This window comes from Paenibacillus sp. HJGM_3 (genome assembly GCF_045062745.1).
GTDB lineage: Bacteria > Bacillota > Bacilli > Paenibacillales > NBRC-103111 > Paenibacillus_AA.
Genome location: NZ_JBJGED010000048.1, coordinates 23,145 through 42,271 on the forward strand (window position 1 = coordinate 23,145; position 19,127 = coordinate 42,271).

General features: G+C 58.4%; 16 protein-coding genes and 1 riboswitch. Of the genes, 8 read left to right on the top strand and 8 right to left on the bottom strand.

Annotated features, from left to right (window positions below; genetic code table 11):
- Positions 1 to 41: 41 nt before the first annotated feature.
- The 3 genes from ACI5FR_RS32690 to ACI5FR_RS32700 form a co-directional block, all read right to left on the bottom strand.
- Positions 42 to 758 carry a gamma-glutamyl-gamma-aminobutyrate hydrolase family protein gene (locus tag ACI5FR_RS32690; protein WP_405462425.1) on the bottom strand — a complete coding sequence of 239 codons (717 nt, stop codon included), beginning with the start codon at positions 756 to 758 and terminating at the stop codon, positions 42 to 44.
- A gap of 79 nt (positions 759 to 837) precedes the next feature.
- The gene (locus ACI5FR_RS32695) at positions 838 to 2,562 is read right to left on the bottom strand and encodes an ABC transporter ATP-binding protein (RefSeq protein WP_405462427.1); all 1,725 of its coding nucleotides are present in this window, start codon (positions 2,560 to 2,562) and stop codon (positions 838 to 840) included.
- A complete protein-coding gene (locus ACI5FR_RS32700; protein ID WP_405462429.1) occupies positions 2,559 to 4,415 on the bottom strand; it encodes an ABC transporter ATP-binding protein in 1,857 nt (618 codons plus the stop codon). Before ACI5FR_RS32700 ends, ACI5FR_RS32695 begins: the two co-directional genes overlap by 4 nt.
- Positions 4,416 to 4,634: 219 nt before the next feature.
- Here ACI5FR_RS32700 and ACI5FR_RS32705 point away from each other — a divergent pair, with 219 nt between their 5' ends.
- Positions 4,635 to 5,225, top strand: coding sequence for a DUF2238 domain-containing protein (locus ACI5FR_RS32705; RefSeq protein ID WP_405462432.1), 591 nt, complete (start codon positions 4,635 to 4,637; stop codon positions 5,223 to 5,225).
- A gap of 22 nt (positions 5,226 to 5,247) precedes the next feature.
- Here ACI5FR_RS32705 and ACI5FR_RS32710 read toward each other — a convergent pair whose 3' ends face one another.
- The 3 genes from ACI5FR_RS32710 to ACI5FR_RS32720 all read right to left on the bottom strand — a co-directional run bounded on the left by ACI5FR_RS32710 (position 5,248) and on the right by ACI5FR_RS32720 (position 7,650).
- Positions 5,248 to 5,853 (bottom strand): C40 family peptidase, encoded by a 606-nt coding sequence (locus ACI5FR_RS32710; RefSeq protein WP_405462434.1) that lies wholly within the window; start codon positions 5,851 to 5,853, stop codon positions 5,248 to 5,250.
- A 160-nt stretch (positions 5,854 to 6,013) separates the two neighbouring features.
- Positions 6,014 to 6,544: a TlpA family protein disulfide reductase gene (locus ACI5FR_RS32715; RefSeq protein ID WP_405462437.1), complete on the bottom strand. Its 531-nt coding sequence runs from the start codon at positions 6,542 to 6,544 to the stop codon at positions 6,014 to 6,016.
- A gap of 23 nt (positions 6,545 to 6,567) precedes the next feature.
- Positions 6,568 to 7,650 (bottom strand): YVTN family beta-propeller repeat protein, encoded by a 1,083-nt coding sequence (locus ACI5FR_RS32720; RefSeq protein WP_405462439.1) that lies wholly within the window; start codon positions 7,648 to 7,650, stop codon positions 6,568 to 6,570.
- Between the two features lie 130 nt (positions 7,651 to 7,780).
- Between ACI5FR_RS32720 and ACI5FR_RS32725 the strand changes: the two genes are divergently transcribed.
- Genes ACI5FR_RS32725 through ACI5FR_RS32740 form a run of 4 tightly spaced genes read left to right on the top strand, consistent with a single transcriptional unit; the run spans position 7,781 to position 10,542 of the window.
- Positions 7,781 to 8,737, top strand: a complete 957-nt coding sequence (locus tag ACI5FR_RS32725) for a sulfurtransferase (protein WP_405462440.1) — start codon at positions 7,781 to 7,783, stop codon at positions 8,735 to 8,737.
- A 15-nt stretch (positions 8,738 to 8,752) separates the two neighbouring features.
- Positions 8,753 to 9,124, top strand: a complete 372-nt coding sequence (locus ACI5FR_RS32730; RefSeq protein ID WP_405462442.1) for a rhodanese-like domain-containing protein — start codon at positions 8,753 to 8,755, stop codon at positions 9,122 to 9,124.
- 26 nt (positions 9,125 to 9,150) lie between these two features.
- The gene (locus ACI5FR_RS32735) at positions 9,151 to 9,411 is read left to right on the top strand and encodes a sulfurtransferase TusA family protein (protein WP_405462444.1); all 261 of its coding nucleotides are present in this window, start codon (positions 9,151 to 9,153) and stop codon (positions 9,409 to 9,411) included.
- An 18-nt stretch (positions 9,412 to 9,429) separates the two neighbouring features.
- The gene (locus tag ACI5FR_RS32740) at positions 9,430 to 10,542 is read left to right on the top strand and encodes a YeeE/YedE family protein (protein WP_405462446.1); all 1,113 of its coding nucleotides are present in this window, start codon (positions 9,430 to 9,432) and stop codon (positions 10,540 to 10,542) included.
- Between the two features lie 59 nt (positions 10,543 to 10,601).
- Here ACI5FR_RS32740 and ACI5FR_RS32745 read toward each other — a convergent pair whose 3' ends face one another.
- Positions 10,602 to 13,091 (bottom strand): NHL repeat-containing protein, encoded by a 2,490-nt coding sequence (locus ACI5FR_RS32745; protein ID WP_405462449.1) that lies wholly within the window; start codon positions 13,089 to 13,091, stop codon positions 10,602 to 10,604.
- Positions 13,092 to 13,357: 266 nt separating this feature from the next.
- On the opposite strand from ACI5FR_RS32745, the gene ACI5FR_RS32750 reads away from it, so the two are divergent.
- Together ACI5FR_RS32750 and ACI5FR_RS32755 are read left to right on the top strand one after the other, a co-directional pair.
- On the top strand, positions 13,358 to 14,809 hold the full coding sequence (locus ACI5FR_RS32750) for an extracellular solute-binding protein (RefSeq protein WP_405462450.1): 1,452 nt from the start codon (positions 13,358 to 13,360) through the stop codon (positions 14,807 to 14,809).
- 98 nt (positions 14,810 to 14,907) lie between these two features.
- Positions 14,908 to 14,994: riboswitch (cyclic di-GMP riboswitch) on the top strand.
- Positions 14,995 to 15,099: 105 nt separating this feature from the next.
- Entirely contained in the window at positions 15,100 to 16,137 is a 1,038-nt protein-coding gene (locus ACI5FR_RS32755; RefSeq protein WP_405462453.1) for an HD-GYP domain-containing protein, read from the top strand.
- Here the strand turns inward: ACI5FR_RS32755 and ACI5FR_RS32760 are convergent.
- Positions 16,127 to 17,284: an MFS transporter gene (locus ACI5FR_RS32760; RefSeq protein WP_405462455.1), complete on the bottom strand. Its 1,158-nt coding sequence runs from the start codon at positions 17,282 to 17,284 to the stop codon at positions 16,127 to 16,129. The genes ACI5FR_RS32755 and ACI5FR_RS32760 overlap by 11 nt on opposite strands.
- Before the next feature lie 203 nt (positions 17,285 to 17,487).
- On the opposite strand from ACI5FR_RS32760, the gene ACI5FR_RS32765 reads away from it, so the two are divergent.
- Positions 17,488 to 19,011 carry a spore germination protein gene (locus tag ACI5FR_RS32765; protein WP_405462458.1) on the top strand — a complete coding sequence of 508 codons (1,524 nt, stop codon included), beginning with the start codon at positions 17,488 to 17,490 and terminating at the stop codon, positions 19,009 to 19,011.
- The last annotated feature ends 116 nt before the right edge of the window (positions 19,012 to 19,127 follow it).

Below are 19,127 nucleotides of genomic sequence, written 5' to 3' on the forward strand. Positions count from 1 at the left end.
GGAATCCGCAACACCTCCCCACAGCCGCACAGCCGCTCCTCTCACAGTCTGCTCGCCCGGCAAGCGTGTACGAACGCTTCGAACAGCAGCCTGGCCGCAGGATCGCCGGAGCGGGTCATGTTCTCCGGGTGCCACTGCACCCCAAGGGCGAACCGGTGCTGCGTGCTCTCGATCGCTTCTACGATGCCGTCGCTTGAATAGGCCGTAATTGCGAAGCCGGCTCCGGCACGGCGGATCGCCTGGTGGTGGAAGCTGTTCACCTTCAATCGGATGTTCTGCACGATGCTGTGGAGCATCGATTGCTCTACAATGTCGATATAATGGGACGCATGTTCTCTAGGAGCCTTCTGCGAATGCTGCAGCAGAGGGCGTCCGGACTGGGCATAGATGTCCTGGTACATATCCCCGTCCGCTGCCACGTTCAGTACTTGGCATCCTCGGCAGATCCCGAAGACCGGTTTGTTGCGCTGCAGAAACCGGCGTATCAGGGCGATCTCGAACTGGTCCCGCTCCGGGCTTACTTCGCCTAGAGCCGGGTGCGGCTCCTCGCCGTACCATGTCGGATCGACGTCCCCCCCTCCCGTCACGAGCAGGCCGTCGAGCGAGGCGGCGAGCTGATCCAGCACGCTCTCGTTTGCTATGTTCGGCAGCACGAGCGGTACACCTCCCGCATTCACGACGGAATGGGCGTTATCCATGCCCATAGTTAACAACGTGCCTTCCCTGATCGAAGAAGTAACCCCGATAGACGGCGCCATAACGATCCCCCATTTCCTAATTCCGTTACCTCATTATAGTTCGGGAGGGTTCAAAATACATCCGGAACGATCCGAAAATTTATGACGCCGCTTCCTCTTCCATCTGCGCATATACGAGCTTCTTGTAAATCGTGTCGCCCGCCATCAACGTGTCGTGCGTCCCCTCTTCGGCGACGCGCCCTTGGTCCATGACGTAGATCCAGTCCGCGTTGCGGATCGTTGAGAGCCGGTGGGCGATGATGATCGTCGTGAGCCCCTCCCGCGCCTCGTCGATCATCTTCTGCACCCGGCGCTCGGTTTCGAGATCGAGCGACGACGTCGACTCGTCGAGAATGAGGATCTCCGAGCGCTTCAGCAGCGCCCGCGCCAGCGCGAGCCGCTGCTTCTGGCCGCCGGACAAGTTGATGCCCCGCTCGCCCAGCTCCGTGTCGTAGCCTCGCTCCAGCGAGACGATGTAGTCGTGAATGTTCGCCTGCCTGCATGCTGCGACCACCTCTTCCTGAGTATGGGAGCGCCCCATGAGCACGTTGTTGCGAATCGTGTCCGGGAATAGATAAGGGTCCTGGAACACGACCGACAGCCGATCCGTCCAGGCCTCGCGCCGGATGTCCGTCAGCGGGATCCCGTTCACGAGGATGCTGCCGCTGCTCGGATCGTAGAATCGCACGAGAAGCTGGGCGATCGTCGATTTCCCGCCGCCGCTCGTCCCGACGAATGCGACCTTGCGGCCTACCGGAATTGAAAGCGACAGCTGCTCCAGCACGTTGCGGGTCTGATCCGAGTAGCGGAACGTCACCTGGTCCAGCTCGAGATTCGCGATCGGCCCCTGAATATCCCGCTCGCCATCCTCGATCTGCGGGCCCTCCACCAGCGCGCGAATCCGGTCGACCATGGCGAGCCGGCTCTGGGCTTCCATCGCGAAGCCATAAATATCATGGATGGCGGTCATGAGCTGGGACGTGAATTGGAAGATGACGACGTACATCCCGATCGACAGCGCCCCGTCCATCACGAGGTACCCGCCGTACCCGAGCACGAGCAGGCTCGCCCCCCACTTCAGCGGATCGCTCCAGAACAGCTTCTTGTTCTCCAGCTTCGCTTCCTCGAGCACCTTCGCATACAGGAGAGCGAAGTTATCGTTCATCTTCCGCTGCTCCCACTTCTCCCGGTGGAAGGCGATCACTTCCCGCGTCGACGAGACCCCTTCCTCCATATGGACGAGGAAGCCGGACCGGGCATCCTGGACCTCCTTCGACAACCGGCGGATCGGCTGCCCGAACTTCCTCCCGAGGGCGAGATACAGGAAACTGAAAGCGAGAATGCTGACCAGGATTACCGGACTGCTCCACCCGATGACGGCGCACAGGATGATCGCCGATACCACGTTCGCGATGCCGTTCGGCACGAACTGGGTGAACGCCACGATCGTCCAATTGATGTCGTTCGTGAAGTAACTCACGTACTTGGCGATTCGTTCATTGTGATACACCTGCGTAGGGGTCCGGTAGATGGTGCGCATCGCATCTTCAGTCATCTGCGCATAGATCCGGTACGCGTTCACCCGGCCGGTATGCGTCCACAAGACGCCGAACAAGCCCGAGCAGACGATAGCGGCCGCGAACCAAAGGAGCGTCCCGGGCAGCAGCTCATACTGCCCGTCCAGGAAAATATCGTCGATCACCACTTTTTGTACCGCCGTTACGGCGATGCCGGCTACGGTCGATAACAAGAGGAAGAAGAGCCCGATCAGGAAGCCACCTCGAAATTGCAGCACATATCGCTTCAGCCACAGCACGCTTTTCATACCGCCGCCCCCCTCTCCGTTCGAATCGCCGCTGCGCCGCCGTCCGTCCGCACGGCCGCGTGCGCCGCGTCTTCCACATGGGTTCGTTGCATGACGAGCCGATAAAAAGCACCCTGCAACGCCATAAGCTCTTCGTAAGTGCCCGATTCGGCCGCACGGCCGTCTTCCATCAGGATCAAGCGGTCATAGTCCTTGACCGTCGACAGCCGATGCGCCACCGCCAGTGTCGTGCGGCCTACCAGCAGACGCTCCAGCGCATGCTGCACTTCCTTCTCGCTCACGTTATCGAGCGCGGATGTCGCTTCATCGAGCAGGATGATCGACGGGTTGTTCAAGAACATCCGCGCGATGGCGATACGCTGCCGCTGTCCTCCCGACAGCTTAATGCCGCGCTCGCCGACCAGGGTCTCATAGCCGTCCGGGAACTGCAGGATGAAGTCGTGCGCGTAAGCGGCTTGGGCCGCGGCGACGATGTCCTCGTCGGTCGCATCCGGACGGCCGAAGCGGATATTCTCCTTCACCGTCGTGCCGAACAAGTATGTATCCTGGAACACGAAGCCGATCGCGCTGCGCACTTGGTCGAAGCCGAGCTCCGGCAGAGGAACGCCGTCCAGCCGCACCTCGCCCTCGCGCGGATCGTAGAACCGGCCGACGAGCTTCAGCACCGTGGACTTGCCGCCCCCGCTCGTCCCGACCAAGGCCACCCGCTCGCCCGGCCGCACATGCAGGGAGAATCGCTGCAGAATGGAGGGATGCTCACCGTAGCCGAAGCTGACCTCGTCGAATTCAATCGCTCCTTCTACGGCAGGCAGGCGCTTCGGCGACGCGGGCTCGACGACTTCCGGCTGTTGCTGCAGGAAGTCGTACAGCGCTTCCGCCTGCGACGCGGCGACCCGCTGCTCGGTTATTACCGCCACGAGAGACGTAACCGCGCGCATGAACAGCATATAATAGAGAACGAATGCGATGATCTCGCCCACGGTTAGCGTTCCGGCCTGGATATCCCGCGCGCCGAACCAGAGGATGAGCACCAAGCCCATCGAAGTCGTAATGTTTCGCAAGTTTTGGCACAAATGCCCGTTCAACTGATACTTTACAATCATCTTCACGATATGGTTCGTGCCGTCCATCAGGCGGCCCATGTCCCACTCTTCCGCCGAGTGGGCGCGAAGCTCCGGCGTAGCGGAGATGCTGTCGTAAATTTTTTTATTGTAGAGCAGCCGGTACGACATCGTGGCGCTGATGTACTTCGAAGCCAGATGCTGGAAGTACGGGCTGATTACGTAGTAGGATAGGAAGCAAGGTATAGCGAGCAAGCTCAGCCTCACATTCATGAACAGCATGACGATACCGAACAGCACCACCATGAACAATCTCTGCACCATGTCGGGGAACTGCCACCGGTACAGCCGCTGTACCGCCGCGACCTCCGTATTCATGAGCGACAGCGTCTCTCCGACCGGGTTCTGCTCATGGTAGGCGAAGCCCAGACGACGCAGGTGCCGGAACAGCGCGAACTGCAGATCGCGGCCCGCCTGCATCGAGAACACGCGCTGCAGCTTGTTCCGAACGGCGGTGAGCGCGATCATGATCGCAATGAAGCCGATGACGACGGCGAACAGCTGGAGCAGCCTTCGCCCGTCCCGATCCGGGACGATCTCATCGACGACGGCTTGCAGAAACTTTGGGATCACGAGCTCGGAGAACGAGATGACAATGCCGCAGGCTATGAACAGGAAGAAGTGGGGCCAATAGCGGATCAAGTAGGAGACGGCCCAGCGGTAGACGCGGAGCGCTTTGGCGGTACGGGCGAGCCAGGATGCAGACAGAGGTTGGGGCTTGAATTTAGACATGGGGGCAGCCAGCCTTTCCGGGACAAATTCCTGGGCATTTACAAAATTTTCTTAAATCTAACTCAGTGTATAGAACGTATGTACGGAATGTCAACGGGGAAATTGGGTATGAGGGAAACTAGCGGCAGGCAGCTACGTTTAGCTTGGGGCGATTCGGTTTACGATAGTTTGGTAGGCATCATCGTTTGATAGGCATCATTCGAATTATGGAGGGTTGGCATGCGTATAGCGAAGGATTGGTGGAACGATGTGCTGGAAGCGGGAATGCTGCTGCTCGCGGCCGGTTGTTTGATCTATTTTCTCGTGGTCGGCTCGTGGCCCAAGGTGCTGGAGTGCATCCTGATTATTACGGTGCTGGTCGGAATTCGGCTGCTGCTCAAGCTGAAGAAGACATCGCTTTTCCCGGTTCTCCGTACATCGATTTTGCTCTTCATATGTCTAACGATGTTCGTTGCGAATATATTCGGCATGTATGGCGTTATCCCTCATTTGGACGACATTGAGCATGTCGCTTCCGGGGTTATTCTTGGTTTTGTCGGGCTTCTCGTATTCCGGCAAATCAGCAAAAACACGAACCTCGAAACGTTTCGATCGTCGATGATTCCGGTCTGGTTCTGTTGGTTTTTCGCCGTGGCCATGGCGGGCTGCTGGGAGATGTACGAGTTCACGACGGACCAGCTGCTCGGGTTCCACTCCCAAGGGGGCGGCCTGGTCGATACGATGGGCGATATCATCAACGGCTCCCTCGGCGGGACCGTCACCATCATGTACTTGGCCTCGCTGGCCAAAAAAGGGAAGCTCCCCCTATAGGCGGAAGCTTCCCTTTGTTAATTTAGCCGGGGATCACTCTTCTGGCAAACAAATAATGCTCGTACCAATACTCCCCTTCCTTCTGGTCTTTATGGATATTGCTGATGATGACGCCGATTCCTTGTTCGTACGTATGCAGTATTTTTCCGTCCCCCATATAAATGCCGACGTGGCGAACTTTATTCAGACCGGTCTCGTTCGGGAAGTCCTCATCGGAAAAAAACATGAGATCTCCTTTACGCAAATTGATAAACGGTATTTCATCGCCTTGGACAGCCTGATCTCTCGAAGTATACCCCAGCTCGATCCCCCGGTTGCCGTACAAATACTGCACATAGGAAGAACAATCGAACGCTTTGTCGTTAAATCGTTCCGCGCCGTAAACATACGGCGCCCCCATATAAGTAACCCCCTCGGCAATAATGGCGTCGGCCGTCTTCTCCCATTCGGGCGCATCCGCCGCTTCGTTTATTTTGAAAGGTTTCGTTTCTTGCGCCGTGTAAGGCCCGTTCCTTTCGTTTTCATTGGCTCGAGGCTCCTTCTTGTACTGACAAGCCGATAAGACGCCAAAAGCGCATGCGATCATGAGAAGCCAAACGGTTGCGCCCTTATACCATTTTCCTTTCATTCCTGTCACCTCCAGTGGTAATAATGGATTATTTTGCGTCGGACTTTCCGAATTATTCATGCACGCTCCTGATGGATGCGACAGGCCGAAAATAATAAAGCAGCCTCCCATATTGGAAGACTGCTTGAATCAAAATGAATCTTTCCACTCTTATATCCCGCTAGATCAACTTCTTGATCCGTTTCTCCAGCTCCTCCCGGTTCACCAAATTCAGCACTTCCACGATTTTGCCATTCTTGTCGATCAAGAACGTCATCGGCAGCGCCGCCACCTTGTACAGATCGAGCCCGACCGCGTCCGGATCGGTCAGGATCGGGAACTTCAGCCCGAACTGCTGCACCTTCTTCTGCGCCAGCTCCGGCTCATCGTGGAACGTGGCGTTCACGCCGTAGATGTCCAGCTGGTCGCCGTATTGCTCATACAGCGATTGCAAGTCCGGCAGCTCCTCCTGGCAAGGCAGGCACCAGGAGGCCCAATAATTGAGCAGCAGCGGCTTATCGCGCTGTCCGCCGATCGCCCACTCCCGGCTGCCGTCCAGACTCTGCAGCTGAAGCGACGGCGCGGCGAATCCGGGCTTCGGTGCGCCATCCACGGGCACCGCATTCCGCTTGGCCGCCCCATGCTGATAGACCGCGCCGCCGAGCAGGACGAGCACGAACGCCGCCACGATCCAGTTGCGTGTACGTTTCATCCGCATCCGGCCTCCCTCCCCGCTTAGCAGCTGCCGCCGATGCCCGGCAGTGCTTTCATTTGAATCCCGTGCGGTATCGCGCCTACCTTGATCCGCTCGATCTCCGCTTGAGCCGCCGTGTCGATGACAGCCACCTCATCGGTGCCGCTCAAAGTCACGTATGCCTTCGATTGCTGCCGGTTGAAGCTGATATGCCTCGCCCCGCTCAAGCCGGTCAACGTCTTCACGACTTTATTGGCCTTTAGATCGACGAATGCGACGGAGCTGCCTTCCATGCCGGTGACGATCGCCGTTGACCCGTCCTCGGTTATAGCGACATCGGTTGCCCCGTCGACCACGTCGATTTTGGACACAAGCGAGCCGTTCTCCGTATTGTACACCTCAAGGGTTTTTCCTTTGGCCGTCGGCACGTATAGCGTCTTCCCGTCCTCGCTCAGCTTGACAGCCCGAGGCACCGCTCCTGTGTTCAGCGTCAGCTCCACCTGCTTCGTCTTCGTATTGACCGCGTACACTTTGTTGTTCTCATGATCGCTCACATACAGACGGCTGCCGAACAGAGCCAAGTAATTCGTCTTCGCGCCGGTCCCAAGATCGATGGTGCCCGCTTCCTTCCGTTCCTTCGTATCGATCGTGTAAATGAATTGGTCCGCGACTGCCGCCACATAGAGCGTTTTGTTGTCCGGGGACAGCGCCATGCCGTGGGGCATCGGCCCGACCGGTACTTCCTTCTCCACCTGCAGCGTCTGCGTATTGACGATCGAGACGGTGCTGCTGTTCATATTCGCCACATACGCCTCGCGCATCGTGCTGGAGAACACGACGGTCGACGGCGCTTCGGATACCGGCACTTTGCACACCGGCTTCCCGGACACGACATCGATAATGGAGAAGCTGTTCTCCTTCTCGCTCGGCACATAAAATTGTACGCTTGTCAGCTTCCCCGCTTCCGGACAGGCCGCAGCCGTAGCCGCGCCGGTACCGCCTTGCGTCGTCTTCCCGTTCAATCTCAGCTGCGCTTCCTGCTTCGTCTCCATCGCGCAGCCGCTCGCCAGCAGCCCGGCCGTGAGGAGCAGCAGCCCCATTTTATACAGCTTCCCCGGTGTCATTCTCGGTGAATCCCCCTTCTTCTCTCGGAACAAAAATTAATCCTTGTAATCCGGTCGGAATAAATGTTATTATACAGGGGATTCCAACATACGGCAATATATTTTAAAAGTCGAGAGGGGCTCTTATTCCATGAAAGTCAAACTATCCCTGCTGCTGCTCACCCTGTTATTGGTGCTGACGGCATGCTCCGAGAAACCGTCGCAAACGACGACGAACGCCGGGTCGCCTGCCGGCACGCCTGCGCCTTCCGGCGCCAAGACATCCGATACGTACCCGAACGCTCAGCTGCTCGCCGATACGAAGTGGGTGGAAGAGCATTTGAAGGACACGAAGGTACGCATCCTGGACGTTCGTTCGAAAGGATACGAAGCCGGGCACATCCCGGGCGCGATCGCCTTCAATTCCGGTCAGCTGAAGGATTCGAAAAATAACACGATCGTGGATAAAGATAAGTTCACGGAAATTTTCCAGGCTCTTGGCGTCAATGCCGATACTACGGTCCTTGTGTATGACGAAGGCAATGGAAACGGGGCTACTCGGGTCTTCTACGCTCTTGAGTATTACGGCCTGAAGGACAAGGTGAAGCTGCTAAACGGCGGGTTCCCGGCTTGGCAAGCGGCAGGCAAAGAAGTCGCGACCGACGTGCCGACTGTAGCGGCCAAAGGTACGTTCACCGCTGTGCCGAACGACAAGCTGATCACGACGAAGGAAGAGCTGCAGAAGCTGGATATGAAAGGCTGCGTCCTGCTCGACGTCCGCTCGGCTAAAGAATACAGCGGCGAAGATCTGCGCGGCAACAAGAACGGCGGCCACTTGAAGGGTGCGGTCAACAAAGAGTGGAGCGATGCGATCGATTCCAATCCGGCCGACGGCGTACCGAAATTCAAGGCGTATCCGGAGCTTAAGGCGCTCTATGAGAACGTCGGCGTCGTAAAAGACAAGACGATTATCCCGTACTGCCAGACGAATATCCGAGGCGCGCACACTTATTTCACGCTTCGCCTGCTAGGATACTCGGACGTAGCTCCGTATGAAGGCGCTTGGGCGGAGTGGGGCAACGCCGACGACACGGAAATCGTAAAATAAGCGGAGGTGCGCACCATGGCACAGCTCATCGAAGGGATCTCGCATCTGAACGCGCTGCAATTGCGCGAGCTGTTAGCCCGGCCGGACCGCACGACGGTCGTCATCGATGTCCGGGAGCCGGAGGAATATGAAGCGGCCCATATCCCCGGCATTCCGCTCATCCCTATGGGCGATATGATCGACAAGGTAGAGACGCTCGATCCGGCCCAAGAATACGTCTTCGTCTGCCGCAGCGGCCGGCGCAGCCTGGAAGTGGCGAAGTATTTCCAGTCGAACGGCTTCGACCGGGTCCACAACTTCCTCGGCGGCATGCTCGATTGGCAGTCGGAAGGGCTGGAAATCGCCGTCGGCCTGGAAGAAGGCCCGTTAATATCCGAATCAAACTAAAAATCACGCAAAAGGAGCAGACAACTATGAGCTTATCGGAGCAGCAGTTGCTGGAATTGAAAACGGACATCGTCGTCGATGCGATCGGCGAGGTGTGCCCGCATACGTTGAACTTGGCCTTGGACGGCCTGAAGAAAGCGAAGTCCGGGGAGATCGTCGTCGAGATTACAGACCATTCCATTGCGACCAAGACGATTCCCGCGGCGGTTAAAATGAACAAGTACGGGGAATTCCTCGGCGTAGCGAAGAAAAACGGCAATTATCATATTTTCATCCGGAAAGCGTAAAGGCAGGTCACCGCTATCATGGCTTACACATGGGACGTCTTCTTATTAGCAGCCGGGTTCGGCTTCGCCTATGGATTTCTGTTGCAAAAGGCGGACTTCTGCTTCGTCGCCTCGATCCGCGACTGGATCAGCGTCCGCGATACACGCATTCTGAACGGCGTCATCGTGCTCATCGCCACCTCGCTGCTGGGCTGGGGGCTTGTGCTCGCATTCGGGCTGCGCGAGATCTCCGACTTATGGGTCGTCCCGCTCGGCGGGGCGAACCTGCTCGGCGGCCTGCTGTTCGGCATCGGCATGACGATCGCCGGCGGCTGCGGCTCCGGGACCCTGTACCGCTGCGGCATGGGGTACGTACAGTTCTGGCTCGTGCTGCTGTGCGCGATTATCGGCAATCTGCTGTTCGCGTTCCTCTACGATCCGTGGGGACGCCAAGTGCTTGATCCGCTCACGGTCGTGGACGGCGGCTACACGCTATATAACTGGCCGCTGCCGGTGTGGGTGCTGCCCGTCGTCATCGTCGCGATCATCGTCGGCATCGCGATCTATCGCTTCGGCTGGGCCTCGTTCTGGAACGGTGTCCGCGAGTCGCTTACCGACTGGGAGCGGAACCCGCTGCGCCAGGGCCACTGGGACATTCGTCTCGTCGCCTTCCTGATCGGGATCGTCGCGATCATCCAGTTCATCTTCATGTCGAACGTCGGCATCACCGGCCCGGAGACGCGCATCGGCGCAACCGCGCTGGCCCTCGTGTTCGGGGACGATCTCGTCACGAACAACACGTACTTGAACGCGCTGTTCGCCGACTTCCCGCGCATCGGGCTCGGCCCCGAGGAGACGCTCGTCATCTTCCTCGTCGTCGGCGCCTTCGCTTCCTCCTGGCTGAGCGGCAGCTTCAAGCTCCGCTGGCCGCGCAAGTCCCGCCTGCCGTACGCTATCGGCGGCGGCCTGCTGATGGGCGTCGCGTCCCGGATCGCGCCGGGCTGCAACATCGCCAACATCATCACCGGGGTTGGCGGGCTGTCGATGAGCAGCGTACTCGTGCTGCTCGGCATGGCCGTCGGCGTCTTCATCGGCGTCGCATATATTTTCAAGATGCCGCTCCTGCTGTTCCAGCGCGACGCGGACATGTAGCGGAAGAGCCGCTCGATTCATTCGAGCGGCTCTTTTTTATTTGAGCTTCTGCTGCACAATTAGAAGGCGTACCGCCACAACTCCGTGCCGTTGTGCTTGTAATACAGATTGCCGTATCCGTCCGGAGCGAGCATATCGGCCCCACTCGTCAAAATGTTCGTGACCGCTTTCGTCGAAATGTTGATTTTGAACAAATACGTATTCTTGATTGTGCCGTAGATGTAGTTCGGATCTTTGTCCACGAGCACCAGATCCGCGTCCCGGTACGTGCCGGCCGTGCCGTACGTAACGTCCGTGAATTTCTGCTGGAAGTATTCGAACGTGTTGTTCGCGGGGTTGAACACGAACAAGTAGCCGTCGGCGAAGCCCCACAGCTTCGTTCCGACCACGATCAATTCGGTCACCGCCTTGATCCCCGAGACCGGCAGGCTGTATTCCGTATCGGTGTCGGTCACCGGATCGAACACGAACAACTTCGCGCCCGTCGTCGTCGGCGTCGTGGCATAGCCTCCTCTTACAGTCGTGCCGCCGTAGACTTTGCTGCCGTAGTAGGCGAGAGCGATGACGCTCTGGTCGTTCACGATGCCGACATGCACGCTGGAAGCGCCCGTCGCGAGGTTATACTCCGTCAGAGCGCCGTCCATGGCGCCGGTCTTCGCCGTCGTGCCCATGAACACCTGGCCCCCTCCAAAGGCGATCGCCTTCGGCCGGTCCTGCCCATTGACTCCCGTGGACACGAGCAGCCGCGGATTGCCCGTCGGCCCCGCCACCCAGGGCTGAGTCGGATCATATTCATGCAGATTGCCGCCAGGGTAAGCGCCGATGTACATTTTCCCGTTATAAGCCGCCATCTTGTCGATCTGGGTGATCGGGGAGAACATCGTCTCCTCCGTACCGTCGTTGGCGTCCCCGCGGATCGGCTTATAGACGCCGAGGCCGCCGGTCAAGTAGGCGCTCGTATAGATGCTGCCGTCCGGGGCCGTCGCGATCATGTTGAGCGCGCCCGGGATTTTGGCCGCGCCGCTTACCTGCACGTACCGGTGAGCCCCGTTCTGCGGATTGTATTTCAGAATATACGTCTGGTTGTTATTCGCGGCGATGCCTACGAGCGTCTCGCCGGGGAAGTTCGTCTGATCCGCCAGCGTCACCCAGCCGAACCGCTTCACGCGGCCGTCCACGGCCTTGTGCAGATTTGTGGCCGTCTTCGAAGCGATGTCGTATTCGTATAACTCGCCTTGGCTCGCCCAATACACCTTGCCGCCGCGCTCCGGCGAAACGTTCGAGGTGGACACCGATGCCGCCTCCTGGGTCACGGAGTTGAACGACCCGTCGGGATTCTCGGTCACCTTCAGCACGACCATCGTCCCGCCTATGTTGACGAAGACCCGGTCCCCGGCGTAGTCGATCGATCCGGGCAAGGAAATGCTCGAGTAAGCGGCGGGCAGGATGTTGGTCGTCTCTCCCGTCACGATGTCGAACCGGAGGACCGAGGCGTTCGGGCCGACGCCAAGATAAGCTACGTCATGGGTCGCATCGAACGCCAGCGCGCGCACATACTGCGTTCCGGCGAGGAACGGCTTCGTTCCGATCTGGGCGAAGCCTCCGGTCGGCGTATACTTGAAGAATGCGGCACTGTCGTAGGTGCCGCCGTACACCTTGCCGCTCTCCCCGGCAGTCAGGTCGTAGATGACCGTTTCGCCCGAGGAGGCTTGGCCCAAGTCTGTCATCGTCGTCGTGCCCGGCGTATGCTTGTAGAGATGGCCGTTCGAATAGGCGCCGAAGTAAACGGAGCCGTCCGTGGAGGTCGCCGCTCCCCAGGCGCCGGTCGGATTCGTCGACGCGCCCGGGAACGTAACCGTGGAGAGGACCGATTCCGTATTCGTGTCGATCACTTCCAGCTTGGGCAAGTAGCCTTCGGAGCCGGTAACGGCGGCGAACGCCTTATGCGCGTTCGGTCCGATCCCGAAGGTCGTGCCGTTCGGCCCGGCGTCGTACACTTGGACCCCTAGATTCGTGAAATCCTTCGTCAGCATCACTTCGTCCCAATACGCGGTACCGGTGTTCCCGTTGTTCGAATACAAGAGTACAGCGACCTTGGCGGTGTTCGCCGGAGCGACGAGCTTCGTCTGCACGGTCGTCCATTGTCCGGTCGGGGAAGAGACCGAGGTGAATCCGCCGGTGAGGTACGTGTTCGAGCTATTGTAGTAGCGAATGTACAGATCGGCGCTGCCGCTGGAGACATAGACGTTCGCGTATGCTATGTAGGTCTCCCCTGCCGCCGCGGTCAGACGCGCGCTCTCCATCCCGAACCCAACCGCCGAATCGTTGTCGACGATTTTCAAGCTCTGGCTGCCGACGTCAGCCTGCTCGGTCGAGGCGGATATCGTGCCGTCCGGATCCCCGGCGCCATAGGTCTGCGTCCAGCCTGAGGTGCCGCTCTCGAAGCTATGATTCGTAATCAGCTTGTCTGCGGCAAACGCCGGAACGGCAAACAACAAGATAGTGATAAGGCCAAACACAGGCAAACCGATCCAATTCAATCGTTTCATTCTTCAATCATCCTCCTTCATAATCGGGATTGCTCGTCAATCACTTTCATGTAAGCGCTTAACAATTCGTGATGACTATGTCGCTCGTGATGCCGAAGTTCTCGCCCCACCCCCATTGCTGCATCATCAAATTCGAACATGTCTAATACTAGTATGTTACTAGTATCTGACTAGTTCATGCCAATCATAGCACAGCGGTCTTCCTCCAGCAATTGGAACATGATAAGATGTTAGCACAGCCGTTATTCGGTAAGGAGTGGCACAAGATGGGGATTGGGAAAAGAACGGCATTCGGCGACCTCTACGAGCACTTCAGGCAAGATATCCGGAGGCAAATCCTGGACGGGACGCTTCGACCGGGAGAATTCCTCGTGTCCGAGGTGCGCCTCGCGGAACTATACGGCATCAGCAAAAATCCGGTTCGGCGCGTATTGGCCGAGCTGGAGCGCGACGGACTGATCGAGAAAATCCCGTGTATCGGCAATCGGGTGTGCGAGCGGCCCCAGCCGCTTGAAGCTTCCCGCATACAGCCTCCACGGACTCCCGCACCCGTTGCAACGCTAACCCTAATGGTCTACGAGGTGTGCTATGAGCTGGAAGTGTACAAGCGGGTCATCGCTCTCTTCGAGGAGCTACACCCGAACGTGAAGGTGAAGCTGGACATCGTGCCGAATGCGGTATACACCGAACGGATCATCGAAGCCTTGTCCGGCGGCGATCAAGGCGCGGACCTCATCGTCCTGTCGGATCATCACTACTATCAGCTCGCTCACAGCGGACATACCCGGCAGCTCGAGGAGTTGACGGAAACAGCCTTCCCTGCACTCGGCGAAGTGTACCCTCAGCTGCTGTCCATGTATACGTCGGAGGAGAAGCTCAGGGCGATGCCCCTCACGTTCTCGCCTATCGTGTACTGCTGCAACACCGGAATCATCCCAGACCCCGAGCAGCTTCAGCTGCACGGCTGGTCGGATCTCGCAGAAGCCGCCCGCCGCTACACAATCCCCGATGCGAACGGGCTGCTGCGGCAATACGGACTCGCCTCCACCATCTCGTTCCGGCGCTGGCTCGTCTTCCTCCTGCAGAACGGAGGCTTCGTCAGGGACAAGGACGGGACCCGCCGGATCGACCTGCGGGCCAGCGCGGAGGCGCTGCAGTTTTTTTGCGACCTCGTCCACAACAACCTGCTGACGCCGGATGAGCAAGGCGGGCTGAAGGCCGATCACTTCCTGTTCGAGAACAACCGGGTAGCCATGATGATGTCGAGCTACTATTTTATGAACGACCTGCAGCATTTGTCCGTCCGATGGGACGTGCTGCCCTTCATGCCCGGGAACGTCTCGGGTTCGACGCTGCTCGTCGGCACCGGCATCGCCGTCCCTGCCTCCGGCGGGAACAAGGAGCTCGCTCACAGCCTGATCCGGCTGCTGTCGAGCGCCGAAGCCCAGAGCCAGCTGAAGCTGGGAGTCTGCTCGATCCCCGCTCATCGCAGCGTGGCGGAGAACACCCGCTTGTTCAATCCGGCGATCCATCCCGCTCACTACCACGCCTTCGCCGGGTTCATGGCGGAAGCCGTTCCCCTGATGGAGCTCGGCGTCGACTATGGACAGCTGTACCGGATTACACGAGAGCTGATCTATGTCTGGTCGCGGCTGGAATCGGCACACACCGTCTGGGACCGCATCGGCGAGCGAATCCTGTCTCCGGTCCCGGGTTGATTCCGGCGTCGTCTTTTCGACAAAATCTGTCATATGTCCTGGATTTCTTTCACGAAGTCCTAGTACATCGGACCGAAATCGCGTATAATGCTTCGTAGACCCGATACTGGCAAACTTGCCGAAAGGCAAGGACGCAAAGCTGCAGACCTAATGGCGTACGCGCCGACGGTGGCTGGGCTGCCGAAGGCTGGGAACGCACCATACGCCCTTGTATGCCGTCATCCTTAGCTGATTTGTAGCGGGATGATTTTTTTGCATTTTTAACGGTTGCGAGGAGGAGTCGGTGAATCATGATTTGTACCGAGTATGAGGAATTGGTAGGCAAACGGCTGCTGCATGACATTCAGGATTCCCGCGGGGTCATGCTGATCCCGGTGGATACGGTGCTTAACGCCGCGCATGCGAAGAAGCTGGAGCAATTCAACATTTCTATTTTCGAAATACATGTGGAAGCGCTTCACGACGAAGTAGCCGCGCAGACGGCCGCACCGGATTCCGGCGCCTGGGTGAAACGAACGGAAACGAAGCTGAAGGAAATCGAGGATTTCATCCACAAGAACGGCAAGGTGCCGGTCGAGGACGTGCAGGAGCATGTGCTGCCCGCCATTATGGCGGCGACCCAGCAGCGCAACATCTACAAGCTGTTCGGGGAACTGAAGGCGGAAGGCGACTACCGCTACAATCACAGCATCGGAGTCGCGATGATCGCCGCCACGATCGGGCGGTGGCTCGGACTGGACGCGAACGAGATGAACCTGCTCACGACGGGAGCGAGCCTCTGCGACATCGGCACGGTCAAGCTGCCGAGCGAGCTGGTGCAGAAGAAGGCCGCGCTGCAGCCGCACGAGCACGAGATCTACAAGCAGCACACCGTCATTGGCTACGACCTGCTCATCGAATCGGGGTTTGACCGCCGCATTGCGCTGATCGCGCTACAGCATCACGAGAAGTGCGACGGCAGCGGGTATCCTCGGCAATTGAAGGGCCATGAGATCGATCCGCTGAGCAAAATCGTAGCCCTGGCCGATATGTATCTCGCCATGACGTCCGATCGCCCGCACCGGCCTGCCCTGCCCTTCTATCAGGTGATCCACAACCTCTATGAGGACATCCGGCTCGGACGGCTCGATTCCCACGTCGGCTTGACGTTCCTGAACCGGCTCATGTCGGCGCAGGTCGGCAGTCAAGTCCTGCTCGAGGACGGACGCCGAGGCACGATCATGCTGACGAATCCGAACTATCCGACCCGGCCGCTCATCTCGGTGGGGGATACGTTCCTCGATCTGGCCAAGTCGCCGGACGTGCGAATGAAGGAAATCATTGGCTAGCCTGGCGAAACGCGGCCGATGTACGAACGGACAGCCAGAACCAGATCACGACCGCCGCACACACGCCGGAGTAGATTACGAAGGTCGTCCGGAGCCCCGCGAACGAGGCAAGAATGCCGCCGGCCAAGCTGCCGACGATCGTGGCCATGCCCTGCATGACGATGGCGTTCAGCATTTGTCCGCTCGCCCTAAGCTCCGGAACCACGGAATCGTTTACATACTCCATCAAACTCAGGGTCATCAGAATCACCGTACCGCCATGCAGCACCCACAACAGCAAGATCGTGCCGGGCGATAGGACGTAGGCGAACAGTACCATGCGTACCGCTTGGACGATGCCGGCCACGAGCAATATTTTCGTAATCCCGAACGTGTTGTACAGCTTATCGAAAAAAATCATAAACGGAAACTGGCTGACCGAGCCGATCAACAGGCCGAGTCCGATCAGCCCGGTGCCGATGCCTTGCTCTATGCTATAGATCGCTTGGAAGGAAAAGTAAAAGCTGATCGTCGCTTGAATGAACATGGCGTAGAGGAACATGTGAACGAGCTTCCTGTTCTTAAACAGCACGCGCATATTCAGCTTCTTCCCGTCCCGCTGATGGCCCTTGACTTTCGGTATGAACGGGGTAAGCGCGAGGGTCAGCAGCATCAAGGACGAGTACATAACGAAGATATAGATCAGATCGTACTTAATGATCCACCCGGAAAGAAACGACATCAAGGCGAACCCGACCGAGCCAAACGTACGCACGCTAGAAAATTTGAAGTTGTTCTTGCTCGCGATCTCAAGCGTCACCGTCGTGCTCATCGGGAAAATCGCGCATTGAAACACGGTTATGAGCAATGTGGCGCCGATGAGAATGCCGAAGTGATCGCCCGACAGCGGCACGAGCCAGATGCTGAGCCCGGTGACAAGCGTGCAGATGACCAATACGTTGTTCTTGTACTGGGCCCGGTCCCCGATTAAGCCCCAATACGGCTGGACCAGGATCGCCATCACGGCGGACAGCGTACTGAGCGTCCCGATCTGGGACGTATCGAAGCCGACATCGGTGTAATACAGCCCGATATACGAACCGTAGGCGCCGGCGCTCATGAAGATGAGACAATAATAGATCGAGATGGTGACGAAATTTCGCTTCATGCTTGCCCACTTCCTCGCGCTGGATATGACGCCATAATACCATAGCCCATCCGAATTGGACACCCTCGTAAGCAGGGTGTTCTTGTTATTTTCCCCCGCCTCTTCCGCATCATCTGCCTCTGTGTACCGAGTTTATGGCCGTTCAAAAATGGGCAAACCTGTATGTATCACTACAAGGGTATGACTACAAGGGAGCCTGACTTATGAACGCCCACGCCAACTCCAACGTCCCGCAGGTGCCGCTCGCTTCCTCCCTGCAAACGAATCACGATGCGATCCGTTCGATCTATGCCAATTGCAAGGATGTTATGTTTCGTCCGTTCACCATCGGGGGGACGACGGATGCCGTGCTGTTCTATATTGAAGGCATGGTGAATCTCGAGATCCTGGATCTGCATGTACTGACTCCGCTCCTCCGCGTCTCGCAGGCGGATTGGGAAGCAGCCGAACACCGCTTGGCGTCGGTAATCACGATCTCTCGGATGGTAGAAGCCGGCACGCTGGCCGACATTGTGGACCGTATTTCCGGCGGCTATGTCGGCCTGCTGCTGGATGGTGTCCCCCATGGATTCTGCCTGGGGATCCCGTTTTGGGAGAAACGCAGCATTGAAGAGCCAGCCGCCGAATCCATCGTTCGGGGGCCGCGCGAGGGCTTCACCGAAACGATGAGCGTGAACACCGCGATGCTGCGCCGCAAGATCAAAAGTCCGTCACTCAAAATGGTCTCCATCGAAATCGGATCGCTCACCCATACGGAAGTGGTCATCGCGTATATGGAGGGTATCGCCTCGGAGCAGCTCATCGCCGACGTGCGCCAGCGGATCGAGACGATCCGGATCGACGGCATCTTGGAGAGCGGCTATATCGAAGGGTTGATCGAGGACAGCCCGTTCTCGCCGTTCCCCCAGCTGCAGACGACGGAGCGGCCGGACGTCGTGAGTGCTTCGCTGGTCGAAGGCCGGGTCGCCATTTTGGTCGAAGGCACTCCGATCGCGCTGCTCGCACCGGCAACCTTGTTCTCGATGCTGCAGTCGCCCGAGGACTATTACCAGCGCTGGATGATCAGTACGCTCATCCGGTGGTTGCGTTACTTTTTCCTTATCATTACGCTGCTCCTCCCGTCCCTGTATGTCGCGATTCTGACCTACCACCAAGAGATGGTGCCTACGAAGCTTCTGCTTAGCATAGCGAAGTCGAGGGAAGACATCCCCTTCCCCGCGCTGATCGAAGCACTGCTGATGGAGATCTCGTTCGAGGCGCTGCGCGAGGCGGGTGTGCGTCTGCCCAAGCAAGTCGGCGCAGCCGTCAGTATCGTCGGCGCGCTCGTTATCGGCCAGGCAGCCACATCGGCGGGACTCGTGTCCGATCCGATGGTCATGGTCGTCGCCATTACGGGGATCGCCTCCTTCATGCTGCCGCAATATCCGACCGGCATCGCGTTCCGGATGCTGAGATTCCCGATCATGTTCCTGTCCGGCATGCTCGGCCTGGTCGGGCTCATGCTCGGCTTGATCGTAATCGTCATTCATCTGTGCTCGCTACGGTCGCTCGGAGTCCCATACCTCGGGCCGATCGCACCTTTCCGGAAGGGCGACTGGAAAGATGTGCTGGCCCGAGCGCCGATCTGGGCGTTGCGGACGAGGCCCTACTGGGCACCGGGGGCCGGTGAGCCTACGAACCGCAAGCGGTTGTCGAACCGGCCGAAACCTGACCCGCAGAAGGACTGATATGCATGCTCGAAACCGGGAAGCTGACTCCCGCCCAGATGACGATCATCATGCACCCGACGATATTGGCCACGGCCGCGCTCTATGTACCCGCCGTTACGATGAGAATCGCGGGG